This window comes from Pseudomonas sp. R11F, assembly GCF_050312575.1.
Lineage (GTDB): Bacteria > Pseudomonadota > Gammaproteobacteria > Pseudomonadales > Pseudomonadaceae > Aquipseudomonas > Aquipseudomonas palleroniana.
This window is the reverse complement of sequence record NZ_JBNPJU010000007.1, coordinates 1-18,761: the sequence shown is the minus strand read 5'-3', so window position 1 is coordinate 18,761 and position 18,761 is coordinate 1. Positions and strand designations below refer to the sequence as shown.

General features: G+C 61.4%; 16 protein-coding genes. 9 read left to right on the top strand and 7 right to left on the bottom strand.

Going from position 1 to position 18,761, the window contains the following annotated elements:
• Window positions 1-137 precede the first annotated feature (137 nt).
• Window positions 138-1,049 (bottom strand): LysR family transcriptional regulator, encoded by a 912-nt coding sequence (locus tag ACQRBV_RS01615; protein ID WP_060753123.1) that lies wholly within the window; start codon window positions 1,047-1,049, stop codon window positions 138-140.
• 173 nt (window positions 1,050-1,222) lie between these two features.
• Between ACQRBV_RS01615 and ACQRBV_RS01610 the strand changes: the two genes are divergently transcribed.
• From ACQRBV_RS01610 to ACQRBV_RS01600, 3 genes are read left to right on the top strand one after another with little or no spacing between them, the layout of a single operon-like run.
• On the top strand, window positions 1,223-1,963 hold the full coding sequence (locus ACQRBV_RS01610; RefSeq protein ID WP_060753124.1) for a 5-oxoprolinase subunit PxpA: 741 nt from the start codon (window positions 1,223-1,225) through the stop codon (window positions 1,961-1,963).
• Window positions 1,960-2,664, top strand: a complete 705-nt coding sequence (locus tag ACQRBV_RS01605; RefSeq protein ID WP_411984496.1) for a 5-oxoprolinase subunit B family protein — start codon at window positions 1,960-1,962, stop codon at window positions 2,662-2,664. Before ACQRBV_RS01610 ends, ACQRBV_RS01605 begins: the two co-directional genes overlap by 4 nt.
• Window positions 2,661-3,575 carry a biotin-dependent carboxyltransferase family protein gene (locus tag ACQRBV_RS01600; RefSeq protein WP_411984497.1) on the top strand — a complete coding sequence of 305 codons (915 nt, stop codon included), beginning with the start codon at window positions 2,661-2,663 and terminating at the stop codon, window positions 3,573-3,575. The genes ACQRBV_RS01605 and ACQRBV_RS01600 overlap by 4 nt, the downstream gene beginning before the upstream one ends.
• A gap of 127 nt (window positions 3,576-3,702) precedes the next feature.
• Here ACQRBV_RS01600 and ACQRBV_RS01595 read toward each other — a convergent pair whose 3' ends face one another.
• From ACQRBV_RS01595 to ACQRBV_RS01585, 3 genes are all read right to left on the bottom strand, one after another.
• Entirely contained in the window at window positions 3,703-4,881 is a 1,179-nt protein-coding gene (locus ACQRBV_RS01595) for a vWA domain-containing protein (protein ID WP_060753127.1), read from the bottom strand.
• On the bottom strand, window positions 4,881-5,726 hold the full coding sequence (locus tag ACQRBV_RS01590) for an AAA family ATPase (protein ID WP_060753128.1): 846 nt from the start codon (window positions 5,724-5,726) through the stop codon (window positions 4,881-4,883). The genes ACQRBV_RS01595 and ACQRBV_RS01590 overlap by 1 nt, the downstream gene beginning before the upstream one ends.
• Window positions 5,727-5,825: 99 nt before the next feature.
• Window positions 5,826-6,899 (bottom strand): DUF748 domain-containing protein, encoded by a 1,074-nt coding sequence (locus tag ACQRBV_RS01585; protein WP_411984498.1) that lies wholly within the window; start codon window positions 6,897-6,899, stop codon window positions 5,826-5,828.
• 125 nt (window positions 6,900-7,024) lie between these two features.
• Here ACQRBV_RS01585 and cysK point away from each other — a divergent pair, with 125 nt between their 5' ends.
• Both cysK and ACQRBV_RS01575 read left to right on the top strand, forming a co-directional pair.
• Entirely contained in the window at window positions 7,025-7,999 is a 975-nt protein-coding gene (cysK, locus tag ACQRBV_RS01580; RefSeq protein WP_060753130.1) for a cysteine synthase A, read from the top strand.
• 269 nt (window positions 8,000-8,268) lie between these two features.
• Entirely contained in the window at window positions 8,269-9,204 is a 936-nt protein-coding gene (locus ACQRBV_RS01575; RefSeq protein WP_060753131.1) for an aspartyl/asparaginyl beta-hydroxylase domain-containing protein, read from the top strand.
• 74 nt (window positions 9,205-9,278) lie between these two features.
• On the opposite strand, the gene acnA is transcribed toward ACQRBV_RS01575, so the two are convergent.
• Window positions 9,279-12,020, bottom strand: coding sequence for an aconitate hydratase AcnA (gene acnA / locus ACQRBV_RS01570; RefSeq protein ID WP_411984499.1), 2,742 nt, complete (start codon window positions 12,018-12,020; stop codon window positions 9,279-9,281).
• 196 nt (window positions 12,021-12,216) lie between these two features.
• Between acnA and rlmM the strand changes: the two genes are divergently transcribed.
• Window positions 12,217-13,293 carry a 23S rRNA (cytidine(2498)-2'-O)-methyltransferase RlmM gene (gene rlmM / locus ACQRBV_RS01565; protein WP_060753133.1) on the top strand — a complete coding sequence of 359 codons (1,077 nt, stop codon included), beginning with the start codon at window positions 12,217-12,219 and terminating at the stop codon, window positions 13,291-13,293.
• Window positions 13,294-13,438: 145 nt separating this feature from the next.
• A complete protein-coding gene (gene tusA, locus ACQRBV_RS01560; protein ID WP_060753134.1) occupies window positions 13,439-13,690 on the top strand; it encodes a sulfurtransferase TusA in 252 nt (83 codons plus the stop codon).
• A gap of 10 nt (window positions 13,691-13,700) precedes the next feature.
• Here tusA and ACQRBV_RS01555 read toward each other — a convergent pair whose 3' ends face one another.
• A complete protein-coding gene (locus tag ACQRBV_RS01555) occupies window positions 13,701-15,095 on the bottom strand; it encodes an MATE family efflux transporter (protein ID WP_104995820.1) in 1,395 nt (464 codons plus the stop codon).
• 169 nt (window positions 15,096-15,264) lie between these two features.
• Between ACQRBV_RS01555 and pdxB the strand changes: the two genes are divergently transcribed.
• The gene (pdxB, locus tag ACQRBV_RS01550) at window positions 15,265-16,407 is read left to right on the top strand and encodes a 4-phosphoerythronate dehydrogenase PdxB (RefSeq protein WP_411984500.1); all 1,143 of its coding nucleotides are present in this window, start codon (window positions 15,265-15,267) and stop codon (window positions 16,405-16,407) included.
• Window positions 16,408-16,475: 68 nt separating this feature from the next.
• Here pdxB and ACQRBV_RS01545 read toward each other — a convergent pair whose 3' ends face one another.
• Complete coding sequence (locus tag ACQRBV_RS01545) at window positions 16,476-16,649, bottom strand: PA1571 family protein (RefSeq protein WP_060753137.1); 174 nt, start codon at window positions 16,647-16,649, stop codon at window positions 16,476-16,478.
• 207 nt (window positions 16,650-16,856) lie between these two features.
• On the opposite strand from ACQRBV_RS01545, the gene ACQRBV_RS01540 reads away from it, so the two are divergent.
• The gene (locus tag ACQRBV_RS01540) at window positions 16,857-18,674 is read left to right on the top strand and encodes an ABC transporter transmembrane domain-containing protein (protein ID WP_199777900.1); all 1,818 of its coding nucleotides are present in this window, start codon (window positions 16,857-16,859) and stop codon (window positions 18,672-18,674) included.
• The last annotated feature ends 87 nt before the right edge of the window (window positions 18,675-18,761 follow it).

Sequence of the window (18,761 nt, the reverse complement as noted above, 5' to 3'; positions counted from 1 at the left end):
GGTCCTCCTGAAATACCGCGGCGTCTTTGTTGGGGCGGCTTTGCCACCCAGCGCGGGGCAAGCCCGCTCACTACAGAGTTTTGTCGCGGCAGGTTCTCTTGGCTGACGAGCATTAGGGCTTGCCCCCTCCCACCGTTTCAGCTCAGGACCATCCGCTCCTCGCCGACTTCCTCGGCATAACGGGCCACGACTGTCTGGCACAACCCCACAATCTCCTCCACCAACTCCACTCCCACACGCCACGACACCACCACCTGCAAGTTCGGCAGTTTTTGCGTCATGGGCAACATCACCAATTCCCCCCGCGCCAATTCCTCGCTGACCAGCACCGGCGGTAGCGCCCCGATGCCGAAGCCATCGCGCAGCAAACGGGTAATCGCCGACACCGAATTCACACAGTTCATCCGTGGCGCGGCCACGCCGTTGGCCTGCATCAGGCTCAGCACGTCCTGGTGCGGGTGGGAATTTTTCGAGTAGGTAATGATGCGCTCCTGGGCCAGTTCGGCGAGGGAGGCGTAGTCGCGGTGGTAAATCGAGTGGCTGGCGACGATCCAGGCCATGGGGTGGCTGGCCAGTTCCAGGCTGCGCACGGTTTCCAGGCGCAGCAGGTCGGTTTGCAGGATCAGATCGAGAAAGCCTTTTTGCAGCTGATCGCTGAGGTTCAATGCGGTATCGGCGATCAACTCGATTTCCACCAGCGGAAAATGATCCATCAGTTCCGCCACCAACGGGCTCAGCCAGGTGTGGATGACAGTGTCCATCACGCCGATCCGAATGCGCCCGACCTTGCTGCTGGTGGTTTCCAGGGACCGCTTCAGCTCTTGCATGGTCCCCATCATTTGCTCGGCGTAATCGAGCACCTTCAAGCCTTCCGGGGTCAGGCTCACGCCCCGTGAGTCGCGCAGCAACAGCTTCACACCCAGCTCGCTTTCCAACACCGCAATGCGGCTGGAAATCGAGGCCTGGGTCGTGAACAGCTTCTCGGCGGTCAGTCGAAAGCTCTTGAGCTTGGCCACCCAGACGAAGGTTTCGAGGAACTTCAAATTCATGGGATCAACTTTTCTTATGCATGGATCGGTTTTTATTAGTTGGACGCCGCACCGGGCAAACGCCAAAAATCGAGCCATTCCACGATAAGCGTCGTTGGGGTATGAGGACAAGTTGCGAGTTCCGGGTAAAAAATCCCACACTACAAAAAACAACGCCTACAGGAGCACCCACCGTGAGCCGTCTGTTATTGAATTGCGATATCGGCGAAAGCTTCGGTAACTGGACCATGGGTCTGGATGCCGAGGTCATGCCGTTCATCGATTGCGCCAACGTGGCCTGCGGTTTTCATGCCGGCGACCCGAGCATCATGCGCAAGACCGTCAGCCTGGCGTTCAAGCATGGCGTGCAAGTCGGTGCACACCCGGCCTACCAGGACCTGCAAGGCTTCGGCCGTCGCTCCATGGCCTACACGGCCCAGGAGATCCAGGACCTGCTGCATTATCAGATCGGCGCTCTCGATGGCATTTGTCGCGCCCAGGGTGGACGGGTCAGCTACGTCAAACCCCATGGGGCGATGTACAACGACATGATGGCCAACCCCGCGCAACTGCGTGCAGTGATCCAGGCCGTGGCGGCTTATGGTGATTTGCCGCTGATGCTGCTGGCCACCCGCGACAACAGCGCGGCCCAGGCGCTGGGTGATGAATACGGTGTGATCCTGTGGTTTGAAGCGTTCGCCGACCGCGCCTACGACGCCAAGGGCCACCTGGTTTCGCGTCAGTTGCCGGGGGCCGTGCATCACGACGCCGACACGATCTTGCAGCAGGCCCTGACCATTTCCCGTGGCGCAGCCCTGACGGCCAGCGACGGCAGCGCCTTGATCTTGCAGGCCAACACCTTGTGCGTGCATGGCGATAACGCCAGTTCGATCGCTGCGGTACAACGCATCCGCGAGGCGTTGAAGTCAGCATGAAGCCACGCATTGAAGTGGTCGCCATTGACGGCTTGATGGTGCGTCTGTTCGACGTGATTGCCGAAGCCAATATGCCGTGGATGCTCGCCGCCACTCAGCGCTTGCGCGAGAGGTTCGGCGCGGCGCTGGTGGATCTGGTGCCGTCTTACACCACCTTGATGGTGCATTACGATCTCACGGCGCTCAGCCCGGCCCAGGCACGCGAGTTGATCGACCTGGCATTGACTGACCTGCAACCTCAGGTTCAGGGCAGCGGCCAAGCCCATGTGCTGCCGGTGTGGTACGACCTGAGCGTGGGCCCGGAGCTGACGTTGCTCAGCCGGCGCAGTGGCCTGGCGGTTGAGGAGGTGATCCGCCGTCACAGCGCCCATGAATACCAGGTGTTCGCCCTCGGCTTTGCCCCGGGGTTCGCGTTCATGGGGCTGGTCGATGAAATCCTCGCCGCACCGCGCCTCAATACGCCGCGCAAACGCATCGCGGCGGGGAGCGTCGGCATCGCCGAACGGCAAACCGCCGCCTACCCGGTGGTCTCCCCCGGCGGCTGGAACCTGATCGGGCGCACCCCGGCCGAACTCTTCGACCGCGAACGTGACGGCTACAGCCTGATGCAGCCTGGCGACACGGTGCGTTTCGAGCCGGTCGACCATGCCGAATTCATCAACCTGGGTGGCGACGACACGCCGTTGGAGGCGCAGGCATGAGCCGCTTGTTGATCGAGGCCAGCACGCCGCTGTGCCTGTTGCAGGACGCGGGCCGCTTTGGTGTGCGCCACTTGGGCGTGACGCAGGGCGGGGCGCTGGATTGGGTCTCGATGTCCTGGGCCAATTGGCTGCTGGGCAATGCGCTGGATGCGCCGGTAGTGGAAATCACCTTGGGCGGCTTTACCCTGCAGGCCGAGGATTATTGCCTGCTGGCGTTGGCCGGGGCGGATCTGGGCGCGTATATCGATGAGCGCGCGATCAGCCCGGGCCGCAGTTTTATCCTGCAAAAGGGCCAGCGGCTGCGCTTCACCCAGCCGTCCAGTGGCGCCCGGGCTTACCTGGCGGCACCGGGCGGGTTCGATGCGCCGCCGGTGTTGGGCAGCTGCGCCACGGTCGTGCGCGAGGAGCTGGGCGGCCCGGACGGTTTCGGCAAGGCGTTGGCCCAAGGCGGTCGCCTGGGTTATTCCGGTGTCGGCGGGGCGATGAGGGTGTTGGCTGATCCGGCCTTGCCCGCCAAGGCGCCGCTGGAGGTGATCGTCGGTGCGCAGATCGGCCAGTTCAGCGGCCAAAGCCTGTTTGATGCGTTCAACACCGAATGGACCCTCGACAGCCGCGCCGACCGCATGGGTATGCGCCTGCTGGGCACGCCGTTGCACTACCAGGGGCCGTCATTGATTTCCGAAGGGATTCCGTTGGGGGCGATCCAGGTGCCGCCGGATGGGCAGCCGATTGTGTTGCTTAATGATCGACAGACGATTGGGGGGTATCCGCGCCTGGGTGCCTTGACGCCGTTGGCGCTGGCGCGATTGGCGCAGTGCCTGCCGGGGGAAACGGTGAGGTTGACGCCGGTGGTGCAGGAGACTGCGCACCGGCAGCATGTCGACTTTTTACTGCGGCTGGCCACGGTCTAAAAGACACTGGGATCAAAATGTGGGAGGGGGCTTACTCCCGATAGCAGTGTGTCAGTCAGCCTATCAGGTACTGAGCCACCGCCATCGGGAGCAAGCCCCCTCCCACATTGGATCTCAGGAGGCGTGTTTATTTGGAGAGAAAGCGCATGCCTTCTTCGAGCCCGCGCAGGGTCAGCGGATACATCTGGTCTTCCACCAACTCCCGCACGATCCCGGTCGACGCCGTATAGCCCCACGTGTCCTTCGGATACGGGTTGATCCAGATCAGCTTCTTGTACTTGGCCATGAAGCGCTGCATCCACACATACCCAGGCTCCTCGTTCCAGTGCTCGACGCTGCCACCGGCTTGCGTGATTTCGTAGGGCGCCATTGACGCGTCGCCGATAAAAATCACTTTGTAATCCGCGCCGTACTTGTGCAGCAGGTCTTGTGTGGACGTGCGTTCCGAGGTGCGACGCTGGTTGTTCTTCCACACCGACTCGTACACGAAGTTATGGAAGTAGAAGTACTCCAGGTGCTTGAACTCGGTCTTGCACGCGGAGAACAACTCTTCGCAGATCTTCACATGGGCGTCCATCGAGCCGCCGATATCGAACAGCAACAGCAGCTTGATGGTGTTGCGCCGCTCCGGACGCATCTGGATATTCAGCAGGCCGGCATCGCGGGCGGTGTGGTCGATGGTACCGTCGATGTCCAGCTCTTCCGCCGCGCCTTGACGGGCGAACTTGCGCAGGCGGCGCAGCGCGATCTTGATGTTGCGCGTGCCCAGCTCGACCTGATCGTCGAGGTTCTTGTACTCGCGCTGGTCCCACACCTTTACGGCTTTGCCCTGGCGCTTGCCCGCATCGCCGACGCGGATACCTTCCGGGTTGTAACCACCGGAGCCGAAGGGGCTGGTGCCGCCGGTGCCGATCCACTTGTTGCCGCCGGCGTGGCGTTCTTTCTGTTCTTCCAGGCGTTTCTTGAATTCCTCGATCAATTTGTCGAGGCCGCCCAGGGACTGGATCTGCGCGCGTTCCTCATCGGTCAGCGAGCGTTCGAACTCCTTGCGCAGCCAGTCTTCCGGGATCAGCGCCTGCAGATGGTCATCGAGTTTTTCCAGGCCGTTGAAGTAGGCGCCGAAGGCGCGGTCGAACTTGTCGTAATGCCGTTCGTCCTTGACCAGAATCGCCCGGGCCAAGTAGTAAAACTCGTCCATGTCGGCGAAAGTCACCCGCTGTTTCAGGGCGTTGATCAGGTCGAGCAGCTCGCGTACCGACACCGGCACCTTGGCTGCACGCATCTCATTGAACAGGTTGAGCAACATTATCGATTACCGCGACGGCTCATGAAGGCCAGGCGTTCCAGCAACTGAACGTCCTGCTCGTTCTTCACCAGGGCGCCGGCCAGGGGCGGAATGGCCTTGGTCGGGTCGCGCTCGCGCAGCACGGCCTCGCCGATGTTGTCGGCCATCAGCAGTTTGAGCCAGTCGACCAGTTCGGAAGTGGAAGGTTTTTTCTTCAGGCCCGGGACTTTGCGCACATCGAAGAATACGTCCAGCGCTTCGCTGACCAGTTCTTTCTTGATATCGGGGTAGTGCACATCCACGATCTTTTGCAGGGTGGTGCGGTCGGGGAAGGCGATGTAATGGAAGAAGCAGCGGCGCAGGAAGGCGTCCGGCAGTTCTTTTTCGTTGTTGGAGGTAATGATGATGATCGGGCGTTTTTTGGCCTTGATGGTCTCGTCGATTTCGTAGACGTAGAACTCCATCTTGTCGAGCTCTTGCAGCAGGTCGTTGGGGAACTCGATGTCAGCCTTGTCGATTTCGTCGATCAGCAGGATGACGCGTTCTTCGGATTCGAAGGCTTCCCAGAGCTTGCCCTTCTTCAGGTAGTTGCGCACGTCGTGGACTTTATCCACGCCCAACTGCGAGTCGCGCAGGCGGCTGACCGCGTCGTACTCGTACAGGCCCTGGTGGGCCTTGGTGGTGGACTTGATGTGCCAGGTGATCAGCTTGGCGCCGAAGGATTCGGCCAGTTGCTCGGCGAGCATGGTCTTGCCGGTGCCCGGTTCGCCCTTGACCAGCAACGGGCGTTCCAAAGTAATCGCAGCGTTGACGGCCAGTTTCAAGTCGTCGGTGGCAACGTAGGCCTGGGTGCCTTCGAACTTCATCGGTCATTCCTCGAATTCATCTATGCCCGGACTATACCGCGCAGCCCCGGCGACTGTGAACGCAGGCGGATTATTCAGTCTCTGAATGACCGGTCACATTCAATTCGCCGAAGGTTTGGGTTGTTCATATCGCGCATTGAAGGCCTGGATGAAACCGTTACGCAAAATCGCCAAAAACGCGGAGAACGCGCTGATATTTTGCTGGTGCACGCTGCCGCTTAACTCTACGCGGGTGGCAAACTGGTTTTTGTTCTGGTTCTTCAATACGGTTTCGCTGGCGCCGACCACGGCTTCCCAGATCGAGCGGAAGATGTTCTTGTCCTTGTTCTCGACGTCCTGCTGCCAGTCGAACACCTCGACATCGCGCAGCAGCGGCTTGATATAACCTTTCAACTGGCCTTTTTCGGCCTGGGCCTCGACCACCACATCGCCGGTGCCGGCCTTGAAGTCGAATTTGCCGTAGGCCGAGGCAAACTCGTTCATACGCTTGAGTTGAAGGTCTTTGGCGCGGAAACGGAATTCGAAATCTTCGAAATTGCTCAACGGGTCAAAGGTGGCGGAGGCTTCCAGCGGAGCCTGGCCCTGCAACAGGGCTTTGCCTTCGAAGCTGGCGTCACGCTTGCCCTGGACGTCGACCACATTGGTCAGGTTGTAGAAACTGGCGTTCACCGAACTGGCCTTGATATTCACCGGCGGCTTGGAGGTGAAGTTGTGGAAGGCGATCTTGCCGTCCTGAATGCGCACTTCGTTGAGCGTGATCGGCAACAGTTTGCCCAACTGTTCACGCCAGTCGGTGCCCTTACCGGTCTGCGAGGATTGCTGGTTGCCGCCGTCGACAAAATTCAGCTCCGGCTGGAAGAACTGCACCTCGGCCACCACGGCGTGGTCGTACCACAGCGAATGCCAGCTCACCGACAGATCGATCACCGGCGCCTTGACGAACGGCACCGGCACCTTGCCGTCGACCTTGACGATCTGCAAGCCGTTGATCCGGTACGCGCCGCGCCACAGCGCCACGTCCACATCAGTGATCTGGCCACGGTAATCGCCCATGTCGGCGAGCTTGTCATTGAGGTAATTGCGCACCAGATAGGGCAGGGCCAGGTCCAGGGCGATCAACAGCACCACCAGTACGGCGACGATCCATAGCAGCCCACTGTAGCGACGTTTCATAGTGAGGTTCTCCAACGGTATAGGCGATGGACCTTTGGCGTGGGCGCAACGTTCCTCTGACTGGACGCCTCGGATGACGAGGCATACCCTTGGGGCCATTGTTCAAATTGCTTTAAGGACCCGTCATGAGCCGCATCTTTGCAGACAACGCGCACTCCATCGGTAATACGCCCCTGGTACAGATCAACCGCATCGCACCGCGTGGCGTGACCATCCTGGCCAAGATCGAGGGGCGTAACCCGGGCTATTCGGTGAAGTGCCGCATTGGCGCGAATATGATCTGGGACGCCGAGAGCACCGGCAAACTCAAGCCGGGCATGACCATTGTCGAGCCGACATCCGGCAACACCGGCATTGGCCTGGCCTTTGTCGCCGCGGCCCGTGGCTACAAACTGCTGCTGACCATGCCAGCGTCCATGAGCATCGAACGCCGTAAGGTGCTCAAGGCCCTCGGTGCCGAACTGGTGCTGACCGAGCCGGCCAAAGGCATGAAGGGCGCCATCGAAAAAGCCGGCGAAATCGTTGCCAGCGATCCGTCCCAGTACTTTATGCCGGGCCAGTTCGAGAACCCGGCCAACCCGGCGATCCACGAAAAAACCACCGGCCCGGAGATCTGGAACGACACCGACGGCGCTGTGGATGTGCTCGTGGCAGGCGTGGGCACCGGCGGCACCATCACTGGCGTGTCGCGGTATATCAAGAAGACGGTCGGTAAGCCGATTGTGTCGGTGGCCGTCGAGCCGATCATCTCGCCGGTGATCACTCAGGCGCTGGCCGGGGAAGAGATCAAGCCCAGCCCGCATAAAATCCAGGGGATCGGCGCTGGTTTCGTACCGAAAAACCTCGATTTGTCGATGGTCGACCGCGTCGAACTGGTGACTGACGATGAGTCCAAGGCCATGGCCCTGCGCCTGATGCAGGAGGAGGGGATCCTGTGCGGTATTTCCTGTGGTGCCGCGATGGCGGTGGCCGTACGCCTGGCCGAGAAACCGGAAATGCAGGGCAAGACCATCGTGGTGATCCTGCCGGACTCCGGTGAGCGCTACCTGTCGAGCATGCTGTTCAGTGATTTGTTTACCGAGCAAGAGAACCAGGCTTGATCGCCTGTAGTGAGCGGGCTTGCCCCGCGCTGGGGGGCGCAGCCGCCCCAACAAGGACGCCGCGGTGTTTTAGAAAGACCGAGGTGTCTGGATTTAGGGCGGCTTCGCCCCCCAGCGCGGGGCAAGCCCGCTCACTACAAGTCTTTATCCAAGGGGGTTGATGTAGGTCAGCCGGTCGACCTGGGCCTTCTGCATACTGGCTCAAGTGTTTATCATGGCCGGCTGCTACGTCTGCTGTTGGCCAGGCGCTTATTTCCAGGAGTTGCTGCATGACCTTTTCTTTGGCCGCCAAACTGTCGGTGCTGTCGCTTTTTATCGGCAGCATTCTGTACGTGCATTTGCGCGGCAAGGCGCGTTTGCCGGTGTTGCGTCAGTTCGTCAACCATTCGGCGCTGTTCGCCCCTTATAACGCCTTGATGTACCTGTTTTCGGCGGTGCCGTCCAAACCCTACCTGGACCGCAGCAAGTTCCCCGAACTGGATGTGCTCAAGGACAACTGGGAAGTGATCCGCGAAGAGGCCATGCACCTGTTCGACGAGGGTTACATCCGCGCCGCCGAAAAGAACAACGACGCCGGTTTCGGCTCGTTCTTCAAAAAAGGCTGGAAGCGTTTCTACCTCAAGTGGTACGACAAACCGCTGCCGTCGGCCGAGGCACTGTGCCCGAAAACCGTGGCGCTGGTGAGCAGCATCCCTAACGTCAAGGGCGCAATGTTCGCGCTGTTGCCGGGCGGCAGCCACCTGAACCCGCACCGCGACCCGTTTGCCGGTTCCCTGCGCTATCACCTGGGCCTGTCCACGCCGAACTCCGACGATTGCCGCATCTTTGTCGACGGCCAGATCTATGCCTGGCGCGACGGTGAAGACGTAATGTTCGACGAAACCTATGTGCACTGGGTGAAGAACGAAACCGAACAGACCCGCGTCATCCTGTTCTGCGACATCGAGCGCCCGCTGAGCAACCGCCTGATGACCCGCGTCAACCGCTGGGTCAGCAAGCAACTGGGCCGCGCCACCGCGCCGCAGAACCTGGATGACGAGCGCGTAGGTGGGATCAACCAGGCCTATGCCTGGAGCAAGACTTTCAGCGACAAGTTCAGTGGTGTGGTCAAGCAGTGGAAGCGCAAGCATCCCAAGGCCTACCGTGTTGCACGGCCGGTGCTGGCTGTCGTGGTGCTGGTGTTGCTGTGGCGCTGGTTGTTCTGATCGCAACACAGTAAAAAAAGTGGGAGGGGGCAAGCCCCCTCCCACATTGGGTCTCCTTTGATTTGCCTGGTTTTCTACGAGGCGATCAGTTGGCGCAGTACGTAGTGCAGGATGCCCCCGGCTTTGAAGTATTCGACTTCGTTCAGGGTATCAATCCGGCACAGCACCTCGACCTTCTCCGTACTGCCATCTTCCCGGGTAATCACCAGCGTCAGGTTCATTCGCGGCTCGATCTCGGCATGGGTCAGCCCAATAATATCGATCGTCTCCCGGCCGCTCAGTTTGAGTGTCTTGCGGTTCTGATCCAGCTTGAACTGCAAGGGCAGCACGCCCATGCCCACCAGGTTGGAGCGGTGGATACGCTCGAAACTCTCGGCGATCACCGCCTTGACCCCCAGCAGGTTGGTACCCTTGGCTGCCCAGTCGCGGCTGGAGCCGGTGCCGTATTCTTGCCCGGCAACCACCACCAGCGGCGTGCCCGCCGCCTGGTACTTCATCGCCGCATCGTAGATCGCCATCTTCTCGCCGGTGGGGATATACAACGTATTGCCGCCTTCCTCGCCGCCGAGCATTTCGTTGCGGATGCGGATATTGGCAAAGGTGCCGCGCATCATCACTTCATGGTTGCCCCGGCGTGAGCCGTAGGAGTTGAAGTCGCGCGGTTCCACGCCTTGCTCGCGCAGGTAGCGACCGGCGGGGCTGTCGGTCTTGATATTACCGGCAGGGGAGATGTGGTCGGTGGTCACCGAATCCCCCAGCAGGGCCAGCACCTTGGCGCCTTTGACATCCTCGATCACCGGCAAAGGCCCGGCAATATCATCGAAGAACGGCGGGTGCTGGATGTAGGTGGAGTCCTTCTGCCACACGTAGGTCGCGGCCTGCGGTACTTCAATCGCTTGCCATTGCGCGTCCCCGGCAAACACCTCGGCGTATTCCTTGTGGAACATGCCCGTGCTGACCTGGGCCACCGCGTCGGCGATTTCCTGGCTGCTTGGCCAGATGTCCTTGAGGTACACCGGCTTGCCATCCCGGTCGTTGCCCAGCGGTTCGCGGCTGATATCGATGCGCACCGTACCGGCCAGCGCATACGCCACCACCAGCGGCGGTGAGGCCAACCAGTTGGTTTTCACCAGCGGATGTACGCGGCCTTCGAAGTTGCGGTTGCCGGACAGTACCGAAGCGACGGTGAGGTCGGCTTTCTGGATGGCTTTTTCAATCGGCTCGGGCAATGGGCCCGAGTTGCCGATGCAGGTGGTGCAGCCATAACCCACCAGGTCGAAGCCCAGTTTGTCCAGGTATTGGGTGAGGCCCGCCGCCTTGTAGTAGTCGGTGACCACCTTGGAGCCGGGCGCCAGGGAACTCTTGACCCAAGGTTTGCGGGTCAGGCCCTTTTCCACGGCCTTTTTCGCTACCAGCCCGGCCGCCATCATCACGCTGGGGTTGGAGGTGTTGGTGCAAGAGGTGATCGCCGCGATCACCACGGCGCCGTTTTTCAAGCGATAGGTCTGGCCAGCCTCTTCATAGTCGGTTTCGCCCACCAGGTCGGCATTGCCCACCGCGACGCCACCGCCGCCCTCGCTTTCCAGACGGCCCTCTTCTTTGCTGGCGGGTTTGAATTGCAAGTTGAGGAAGTCGCTGAACGCCTGGCCCACATTGGGCAGCGAGACCCGGTCCTGCGGACGTTTCGGCCCGGCGAGGCTGGCTTCGACGTCGCCCATGTCCAGCGCCAGGCTGTCGGTGAACACCGGCTCCTGGCCCGCATTGCGCCACAGGCCCTGGGCCTTGGTGTAGGCCTCCACCAGCTTGACGGTTTCGCTCGGGCGACCGGACAGGCGCAGGTAGTCCAGGGTCACTTCATCAACCGGGAAAAAACCGCAGGTGGCGCCATATTCCGGGGCCATGTTGGCGATGGTGGCGCGGTCCGCCAGAGGCAGGTCGGCGAGGCCGTCGCCATAGAACTCGACGAATTTACCGACTACGCCTTTTTTGCGCAGCATCTGGGTGACAGTCAGCACCAGGTCGGTAGCGGTGATGCCTTCCTTGAGCTTGCCGGTGAGCTTGAAGCCAATGACTTCCGGAATCAGCATCGACACCGGTTGGCCGAGCATCGCTGCTTCCGCTTCGATCCCGCCCACCCCCCAGCCGAGTACACCCAGGCCGTTGATCATGGTGGTGTGGGAATCGGTGCCCACCAGTGTGTCGGGGAATGCGTAGGTGCGGCCGTCTTCGTCCTTGGTCCATACGGTGCGGCCCAGGTATTCGAGGTTGACCTGGTGGCAGATGCCGGTGCCGGGCGGTACCACGCTGAAATTGTCAAAGGCGCTCTGGCCCCAGCGCAGGAAGGCGTAGCGTTCGCCGTTGCGCTGCATTTCAATGTCGACGTTCTGCTCGAACGCGCTGGTGCTGCCGAACTTGTCGACCATCACCGAGTGGTCGATCACCAGGTCCACGGGGGAGAGCGGGTTGATGCGCTGCGGGTCGCCCCCGGCCTTGGCCACGGCGGCGCGCATGGCGGCCAAATCGACCACGGCGGGTACGCCGGTGAAGTCCTGCATTAGCACCCGTGCGGGGCGGTATTGGATCTCGCGGTCGGACCGGCGCTCTTTGAGCCAGGCGGCGATGGCCTTGAGGTCGGCGCTGGTGACGGTCTTGGCGTCTTCCCAGCGCAGCAGGTTTTCCAGCAGCACCTTGAGCGACATCGGCAACGTGTCCAGGTCACCCAGGCTCTTGGCGGCTTCGGGCAGGCTGAAGTAGTGGTAGGTCTTGCTGTCTATTTCCAGTGTTTTAAGGGTTCTCAGGCTATCAAGGGATGACATTACGTGACTCCTTATGGTCCGCACGGCTACGGACCTGACGGGACGAACAGAGCCTTACACGTTAGCCCTGTTTTCATTAGCAGGCTAATAACTGGACTCTATCGCTAAGTCCAAGGTTCAGAACTCCGCTATCATGCGCGGGTTTTCATGACAGGTATTGCGATAGCGCAAGTCGGTCGATTCACCAGGAGAGTTGATGAACACCCTTTTTATGCACTGCCGCCCGGGTTTTGAAGGCGAAGTCTGTTCCGAGATCGCGGAGCACGCCGCGCGCCTGAACGTTTCCGGCTACGCCAAGGCCAAGACCGGCAGCGCCTGCGCCGAATTTGTCTGCACCGAAGAAGACGGCGCCCAGCGCCTGATGCACGGCCAGCGTTTTGCCGAGTTGATCTTCCCAAGGCAGTGGGCGCGCGGGGTGTTTATCGACTTGCCGGAAACGGATCGCATCAGCGTGATCCTCGCGCACCTGCAAGGCTTCCCGGTGTGCGGCAGCCTGTGGCTGGAAATGGTCGACACCAACGACGGCAAAGAGCTGTCGAATTTCTGCAAGAAATTCGAAGTGCACCTGCGCAAAGCCTTGTTGAACGCTGGCAAGCTGGTGGACGACCCGAGCAAGCCGCGCCTGCTGCTGACCTTCAAGAGTGGTCGTGAGGTGTTCATGGGCCTGGCCGAGTCGAATAATTCGGCGATGTGGCCGATGGGTATCCCCCGCCTGAAGTTCCCCCGCGAAGCGCCGAGCCGCTCGACGTTGAAACTGGAAGAGGCGTGGCACCACTTCATCCCCCGCGAGCAGTGGGACGAGCGGCTGCACAGCGACATGACCGGCGTCGACCTGGGCGCAGCACCGGGCGGCTGGACCTGGCAACTGGTCAACCGCGGCATGCTGGTGACCGCCATCGATAACGGCCCCATGGCCGAAAGCCTGATGGACACCGGCCTGGTGCAGCATTTGATGGCCGACGGCTTCACCTTCGTGCCCAAGCAGCCGGTGGACTGGATGGTCTGCGACATCGTTGAAAAGCCTGCACGTAATGCGGCGCTGCTGGAAACCTGGATCGGCGAGGGGCATTGCCGTGAGGCGGTGGTGAACCTCAAGTTGCCGATGAAGCAGCGCTATGCCGAAGTCAAGCGCTTGCTGGAGCGTATCGAGGAAGGCTTCAAGGCGCGCGGCATTCGCGTGGAGATCGGCTGCAAACAGCTGTATCACGATCGTGAAGAAGTGACGTGCCACTTGCGTCGGCTGGAAACTGCGAAGAAACCCAAGACCCGCTGAAGACTTGAACTGACCACAAAACCCCTGTGGGAGCGGGCTTGCTCGCGAAAGCGGTATAACAGTCGAAATCCATGTTGAATGTGCCCGCGTCTTCGCGAGCAAGCCCGCTCCCACATTTTGAGCGGTGCCGTTTCAGGAGTGATGTATGAACCAACCCCTCGATTTGCCTGTAGACGCAGTGCTCGATGCAACGGGCCTCAACTGCCCGGAGCCGGTGATGATGCTGCACCAACACATCCGTGACCTGCCGCCGGGCGGCTTGCTCAAGGTGATCGCGACCGACCCGTCGACCCGCCGCGATATTCCCAAGTTCTGCGTGTTCCTTGACCACGAACTGGTGGATCAGCAGGAGCAGGCCGGTACGTACCTGTATTGGATTCGCAAGAACGCTTCCTGAATTTGCGTTCCTAGCTATACGCCTTGTGCGCACGGATGCGCCGGCGTGCGCTGCGCGCCAGGCGTACCAGCAGCATCCCCGCCGCACAGCTCAAGCCCACGATCAGCCCTTGCCACAAGCCGCTTGGGCCGCTGGGCGCGCCGAGCCAGTCGGTCAGGCCCAGGGCGTAGCCCACCGGCAGGCCCACGCCCCAATAGGCGAACAACGTCAGCACCATGGTCACCCGGGTATCCTGGTAACCACGCAGCGCGCCGGCGGCGGTGACCTGGACCGAGTCGGAGAACTGGAACAGCGCCGAAAACACGATCAGCGTCGAGGCCAGGTGGATCACGACCGGGTCGGGGGTGTAGATCGTCGCAATCTGTTCGCGGAACACCAGCATCAGGCCGCAGGACAAGCAGGCGTACGCCAACGCCGTACCCATGCCGACCCCGGCGGCAAAGCGCGCTTCACGGGGTTCGCCACGGCCCAGGGCCTGGCCGACGCGTACGGTGATCGCCATGCTCAGGGAATAAGGAATCATGAACACCAGGGAGCTGACGTTCAGCGCGATCTGGTGACCCGAGACCACGGTAGCGCCCAGGCTGCCGATCAGCAGGGCGATCACCGCGAAGATGCTCGACTCGGCAAAGATCGCGACGCCGATGGGCAGGCCGATGCCCAGCACGCGCTTGATCACCGACCACTGGGGCCAGTCGAAACGCTTGAACAGTTCGCTGCTCTGATAGGCCGGCCCCCAGCGGGTCCAGGCGGCCAGGCCGAGCATCATCACCCACATCGCAATCGCCGTCGCCCAACCACAGCCCGCGCCGCCCATGGCCGGTACGCCCAGGTGGCCGTAGATGAAGATGTAATTCAGGGGAATGTTCAGCGCCAACCCACACAGGCCCATGACCATGCTCGGTCGCGTACGGCCCAGGCCGTCACTGAAGCAGCGCAATACGTAGTAGAACGCGATAGCCGGCATGCCTGCGGCGATACCATGCAGGTAGCCCATGGAGGGTTCGATCAGGTCGGGCTCGACCTTCATGGCATGCAGGATGGGTTCGGCGCAGAGCAGCAACAACGCGGCACTGATCCCGACCACCAGCGCCAGCCACAGGGCTTGGCGCACCAGTGGGCCGATCTCGCTGAACTGGCCGGCGCCGTAGCGCTGGGCGACTTTCGGCGTGGTGGCCAGCAGGGTGCCGGTCATCAGCAGATACACCGGAATCCAGATCGAATTGCCCAGGCCCACCGCCGCCAGATCCTGCGGGCTGACGCGCCCAGCCATCACGGCGTCGACAAAGCTCATCGCCGTGGTTGCCAGTTGGCCGATCATGATCGGCAGGGCGAGGGTCAGCAGGCCGCGCACTTCCCGACTGATACGGGCGGGGCGGGTGAGGGGGGTGGTGGCAGTGTTCACGTGCGGGGGTGTCCAATCGGGAAGCGAAGTGCAAGGACGGCGGATTCTACGCTTTGACGCATTGGCCAGGAAAAAACCTGTGTTAGCGATTTGTAAGCGTCCTCCCCCCAACACCCCTCCCACCGGGAATGCGCGCTGTTACACTGCGGGTCCGCGAAAGGAGCCTGCCATGCTGATTGTTGCCGACGAAAATATCCCGCTGCTCGATGCCTTCTTCGAAGGGTTTGGCGAAATTCGCCGGGTGCCCGGTCGCTCCATCGACCGCGCCACGGTCGAGCAGGCCGATGTGCTGCTGGTGCGTTCGGTGACCCACGTCAACCGAGCCTTGCTGGAGGGGACAGCGGTGCGGTTTGTCGGAACCTGCACCATCGGCACCGATCACCTGGACCTGGAATACTTCACGCAGGCCGGCATTGCCTGGTCCAGCGCCCCCGGCTGCAATGCGCGGGGTGTGGTGGATTATGTGCTGGGCAGCTTGCACACCCTGGCTGAAATCGAGGGGGCCGACCTCAAGCAGCGCACCTACGGCGTGGTGGGCGCGGGTGAAGTGGGCGGGCGCCTGGTCAAGGTGCTCAAGGGCCTGGGCTGGGATGTGCGGGTGTGCGACCCGCCGCGCCAGATCGCCGAAGACGGTGATTACGTCAGCCTGGAGCAGATCATCGAACAATGCGATGTGATCAGCCTGCATACGCCGCTGACTCAATCCGGCAATGGTTCCACCTGGCATCTGTTTGATCGCGAGCGTCTGAATCGTCTCAAGCCCGGCACCTGGCTGATCAATGCCAGCCGGGGGCCGGTGGTCGACAACGCAGCCCTGCGCGAGGTGTTGCTGGCTCGCGAAGACCTGCAAGCGGTGCTGGACGTGTGGGAAGGCGAGCCGCAGGTGGATGTCGACCTGGCTGACCTGTGCGTGCTGGCCACGCCGCATATTGCCGGTTACAGCCTGGACGGCAAGCAACGTGGGACGGCGCAGATCTATCAAGCGCTCTGTGCGCATCTGGGCCAGCCGGCCAGCATTCAATTGAGCGACCTGCTGCCGGCGCCGTGGCTGGCCGAGGTGCACCTGAATGCCTCGACCGACCCGGCCTGGGCGCTGGCGACCTTGTGCCGCAGCGTGTATGACCCGCGCCGTGATGATGCGGATTTTCGCCGCAGCCTCGTAGGCAGCGAGCAAGAGCAGCGCAAGGCTTTCGACCTGCTGCGCAAGCACTATCCGGAGCGCCGCGAGATTGATGGCCTGCGCGTGCGGATCAACGGCGAATCGCCAGCCTTGTCGAGCATCGTGTCCGCCTTGGGCGGGGTAACGATCTAGCCCCCAATAAACGAGCACACAATAAAAAACCCGGCCATCGAGGCCGGGTTTGAAAGAGCGTGGGCGCTTCAGCCTTGCTGGGCAGGTTTGACCAGTCGCTGTTCCAGCTCGTGACACGCTTGCTGGATCATCTCTTCGGTAATCTGAACCTCGCGGCCCTTGGCGTCGATGTACGAGCAAGGCAACTGCTGCGGTTGGCGGATTACGTTAATTTTGGCATCGCTGCTGTTTTGCAAGGTCATGGCCTGTCTCCTCATCAGGTTGTGTACCTAGTTTAATTTCTCCGCGTGACCGAGCTATTACAACTCCTTGCAAAGTCACGGTGCGGGTATCCAGTCCACCAGAAACCGATACATATTTCCAGCCGTGCTTTAGACCGATAGCCTCTAGCAGCCTGTATCGGCGGGCATAAATAACCTGACTCATTGTTATTTACACAAGTTCCCCCAATGTTGCTGTGCACAGACCTCTCTTTCTTGGCGCAGGTGAAACCCTCCATGTTCTCAGTCCGTCAACGTCATGCGATTCGCTTGGCCAGCCGTTTTATCGCGCCCTATCGCTGGCAGGCGCTGGGGGCCTTGTTGGCGCTGATTGTCACGGCGGGTATCACCTTGTCGATGGGGCAGGGCATCCGTCTGTTGGTAGACCGAGGGTTCATGACCCAGTCACCGCACCTGCTCAACCAGTCCATCGGGCTGTTCATGGTGCTGGTGCTGGGCCTGGCCGTAGGCACCTTTACCCGGTTCTACCTGGTCTCGTGGATTGGCGAGCGGGTGGTGGCGGACATCCGTCGGCAGGTGTTCAACCACCTGATCTATCTGCATCCGGGGTTCTATGAAAACAATCGCAGTTCGGAAATCCAGTCACGGCTGACCACCGACACCACGCTGCTGCAATCGGTGATCGGCTCGTCCTTGTCGTTGTTCCTGCGTAACGGGTTGATGGTCATCGGCGGCATCGTTTTGTTGTTTGTCACCAACCCCAAGCTGACCAGTATCGTGGTGGTGGCCTTGCCGCTGGTGCTGGCACCGATCCTGATTTTCGGTCGCCGCGTGCGCAGCCTCTCGCGCCTGAGCCAGGACCGTATCGCCGATGTGGGCAGCTACGTGTCCGAGACCCTCGGCCAGATCAAGACCGTGCAAGCCTACAACCACCAGGTGCAGGACGAACAACGCTTCGCCGTGACCGTGGAAGACGCGTTTGCCACGGCGCGCAAGCGCATCGCCCAACGGGCCTGGCTGATTACCCTGGTGATCATGCTGGTGCTGGGCGCCGTGGGGGTGATGCTGTGGGTGGGGGGCATGGACGTGATCAGCGGGCGCATTTCCGGCGGTGAGCTGGCGGCGTTTGTGTTCTATAGCTTGATCGTCGGCAGTGCCGTGGGCACTTTGAGTGAGGTGCTGGGGGAGTTGCAGCGCGCTGCGGGGGCCGCTGAGCGTATCGGCGAGCTATTGCAGTCGAGCAACGAGATCCAGGCACCGGCCACTGGCACGCTGCAGTTGCCGGAGCGGGTCAGCGGGCGCATGGAATTGCAGGACCTGCATTTTTCCTACCCGTCGCGGCCAGACCGCTATGCCATCGATGGCCTGAGCCTCACGATCAACCCTGGCGAAACCCTCGCCCTGGTGGGGCCGTCCGGGGCGGGTAAATCGACGATTTTCGACCTGTTGCTGCGCTTCTACGATCCACAACAAGGCCGCATCCTGTTGGAAGGCCACCCGCTGACCGATCTCGACCCCATGGACCTGCGTCGGCATTTTGCCTTGGTATCCCAGAGCCCGGCGCTGTTTTTCGGCAGCGTCGAAGAAAACATCCGCTACGGCAACCCGTCCGCCACGCGTGAGCAGGTCGAAGCCGCCGCGCGCATCGCCCACGCCCACGACTTTATCCTGCAAATGCCCGACGGCTACCAGACCCACCTCGGCGACGGCGGCATGGGCCTTTCCGGCGGTCAACGCCAACGCCTGGCCATCGCGCGTGCATTGCTGGTAGATGCGCCCATCCTGCTGTTGGACGAGGCCACCAGCGCCCTGGATGCCCAGAGCGAGCATTTGATCCAGCAGGCGCTGCCGCAGTTGATGCAAGGGCGCACCACCCTGGTGATTGCGCATCGATTGGCAACCGTCAAGAACGCGGATCGGATCGCAGTCATGGATCAAGGCAAATTGATCGCGGTTGGCACGCACCAGCAGCTGATTGCGAGCAACCCGCTGTATGCACGATTGGCCGCTTTGCAGTTCAGTGACGGGAAGGAAGGCGACAAGTAGTGAGCGGGCTTGCCCCGCGCTGGGTGGCGCAGCCGCCCCAACCAGGACACCACGGTGTTTCAGGAATCCCGAGGTGCCTGGATTTGG

Excerpts from the sequence above, each read along its gene's own strand:
- acnA (WP_411984499.1), bottom strand. The coding sequence starts at position 12,020 with ATGTCATCCCTTGATAGCCTGAGAACCCTTAAAACACTGGAAATAGAC.
- ACQRBV_RS01540 (WP_199777900.1), top strand. The coding sequence starts at position 16,857 with ATGTTGCTGTGCACAGACCTCTCTTTCTTGGCGCAGGTGAAACCCTCC.
- rlmM (WP_060753133.1), top strand. The coding sequence starts at position 12,217 with ATGAACACCCTTTTTATGCACTGCCGCCCGGGTTTTGAAGGCGAAGTC.
- ACQRBV_RS01595 (WP_060753127.1), bottom strand. The coding sequence starts at position 4,881 with ATGTTGCTCAACCTGTTCAATGAGATGCGTGCAGCCAAGGTGCCGGTG.
- ACQRBV_RS01605 (WP_411984496.1), top strand. The coding sequence starts at position 1,960 with ATGAAGCCACGCATTGAAGTGGTCGCCATTGACGGCTTGATGGTGCGT.
- ACQRBV_RS01575 (WP_060753131.1), top strand. The coding sequence starts at position 8,269 with ATGACCTTTTCTTTGGCCGCCAAACTGTCGGTGCTGTCGCTTTTTATC.
- pdxB (WP_411984500.1), top strand. The coding sequence starts at position 15,265 with ATGCTGATTGTTGCCGACGAAAATATCCCGCTGCTCGATGCCTTCTTC.
- tusA (WP_060753134.1), top strand. The coding sequence starts at position 13,439 with ATGAACCAACCCCTCGATTTGCCTGTAGACGCAGTGCTCGATGCAACG.
- ACQRBV_RS01615 (WP_060753123.1), bottom strand. The coding sequence starts at position 1,049 with ATGAATTTGAAGTTCCTCGAAACCTTCGTCTGGGTGGCCAAGCTCAAG.
- ACQRBV_RS01590 (WP_060753128.1), bottom strand. The coding sequence starts at position 5,726 with ATGAAGTTCGAAGGCACCCAGGCCTACGTTGCCACCGACGACTTGAAA.
- ACQRBV_RS01600 (WP_411984497.1), top strand. The coding sequence starts at position 2,661 with ATGAGCCGCTTGTTGATCGAGGCCAGCACGCCGCTGTGCCTGTTGCAG.
- ACQRBV_RS01585 (WP_411984498.1), bottom strand. The coding sequence starts at position 6,899 with ATGAAACGTCGCTACAGTGGGCTGCTATGGATCGTCGCCGTACTGGTG.
- cysK (WP_060753130.1), top strand. The coding sequence starts at position 7,025 with ATGAGCCGCATCTTTGCAGACAACGCGCACTCCATCGGTAATACGCCC.
- ACQRBV_RS01545 (WP_060753137.1), bottom strand. The coding sequence starts at position 16,649 with ATGACCTTGCAAAACAGCAGCGATGCCAAAATTAACGTAATCCGCCAA.